Genomic DNA, 1481 nt, shown 5'->3' on the forward strand with positions numbered 1-1481 from the left:
AACAACAACAACAACAACAACAACAACGAGGATACAAATCATGAGTGATCAAAACCAGGACTTTTTAAGTGAGTCACAAAACTTAAAAGCAGATATTGCAGATATTATTTCAAGAGCTAAAAGACAAAGTCAGTCTAATACACAAGCTGGCAATCAAGCCCCCACAGGCTTAAAAAAATCTTTAATCGATACGATATCACAACATCCAAACTTTTTTGAGATTAGCAAGCTGGTTCACACGCTAGATGATGAAGATATCATCATCGCTATGATGTCGCTTTTCGCACAAGGTCACGTAACTGAATTATCGAGTCTGCGAAGAATAAGAAAATTGGTTGAGAGTGAAAAGTTAAACACACAAAGAATCGTACACGAAGAGCTAAATAATTTTGATACTTTTAAAAAAATAGCACTACGCTCATTAACGATGCATCAAGATGTCAAAGCGATTCAAGAAGTACTCAATGACGTTTTAGAGAGACTCGATAGAATTGAGCAAAGGGGGGTAAACAACAAAAGATTTTTATTTTTTTAAGCTTATAAGATAAGCACATATTTTTTTATTATTCATTTAGGAGTTTCAAAACATGAACAGAGCATTATTTGGTGAGCTAGCTGAGTTGTTATCAATTTTTGAAAATGGAATACAAGAATCATTTCATATGCACAACACTAACATGATAGCAAGCAGAAACAGCTACTGCATGAGTGACACTATCAAAAAACAAATTGTTGATTTAAACAATGATGCGATTGCGTATAATCTAGCACTGCTTAATCGACATTTTGTGAGTTTAAAACAGGGTGTACAAGATTGTATAAACTTGGTACCCGACTTGCCAAAAAATTAATCTCAAGGCAATCTAGCAAGCTTGAATGAAGTCTATATTCAAGCTTGCTATTAAACTATGCCGTTTTTAACTGTGATATTTTATCTCATTAATTCTTTCATTCTGAAGAACCTGAATCCTGTGACAAATCTTCTCCAAACTTTTAGTGCTTCATGATATTTCACTATCAGCCGTTTCAGTTAATATAGTCTTATCTTATCAAAAATCACGATCCTTCACCTTTAAAAAATTTTAGGCAAATATCGGAACATATCCGTTCATAACGACCACTACTTGATTGACAACAAACACCAATTGAAGATCTGCATGAATCTCACATTTGATGTTGCTTAACATTCTCTTTAATGTGACATCAATATCAACTAATTAAAATGTGAAATATCCGGATTGGTGATGATCGTTTACGCTATATTCGCGTTCAAGAGTCTAGAAACCTTCAAGACCGTGTTCGCGATCCGATGCTTGAACAATTGAAACATGATACTTTTCAGATTATTCGTTTTGAAAATCAACTCAGAGTAATCCCAAATTACGATGTAAGCGTCCGACCGTGCCCATACTTTACAGCACAGGCCTCATCGCCTAACATACGTCCATGTTGATTAAGCGTGGTGTTTAGGTTTCTGGAAG

General features: G+C 34.8%; 2 protein-coding genes. Both read left to right on the forward strand.

Features of this window, described 5'->3' with window-relative positions; all coding sequences use genetic code 11:
• The coding region (locus NA59_RS12715; RefSeq protein ID WP_232504099.1) for a hypothetical protein at positions 1-535 on the forward strand (535 nt) is incomplete at its 5' end.
• 52 nt (positions 536-587) lie between these two features.
• On the forward strand, positions 588-851 hold the full coding sequence (locus tag NA59_RS12720; protein ID WP_044413575.1) for a hypothetical protein: 264 nt from the start codon (positions 588-590) through the stop codon (positions 849-851).
• The last annotated feature ends 630 nt before the right edge of the window (positions 852-1481 follow it).

Origin of the sequence: Thiomicrospira microaerophila (genome assembly GCF_000934765.1) — a bacterium.
Classification (GTDB): domain Bacteria; phylum Pseudomonadota; class Gammaproteobacteria; order Thiomicrospirales; family Thiomicrospiraceae; genus Thiomicrospira; species Thiomicrospira microaerophila.

Bases quoted from the DNA above. Each gene is read 5' to 3' on its own strand.
- NA59_RS12720 (WP_044413575.1), top strand. From the start codon at position 588: ATGAACAGAGCATTATTTGGTGAGCTAGCTGAGTTGTTATCAATTTTT.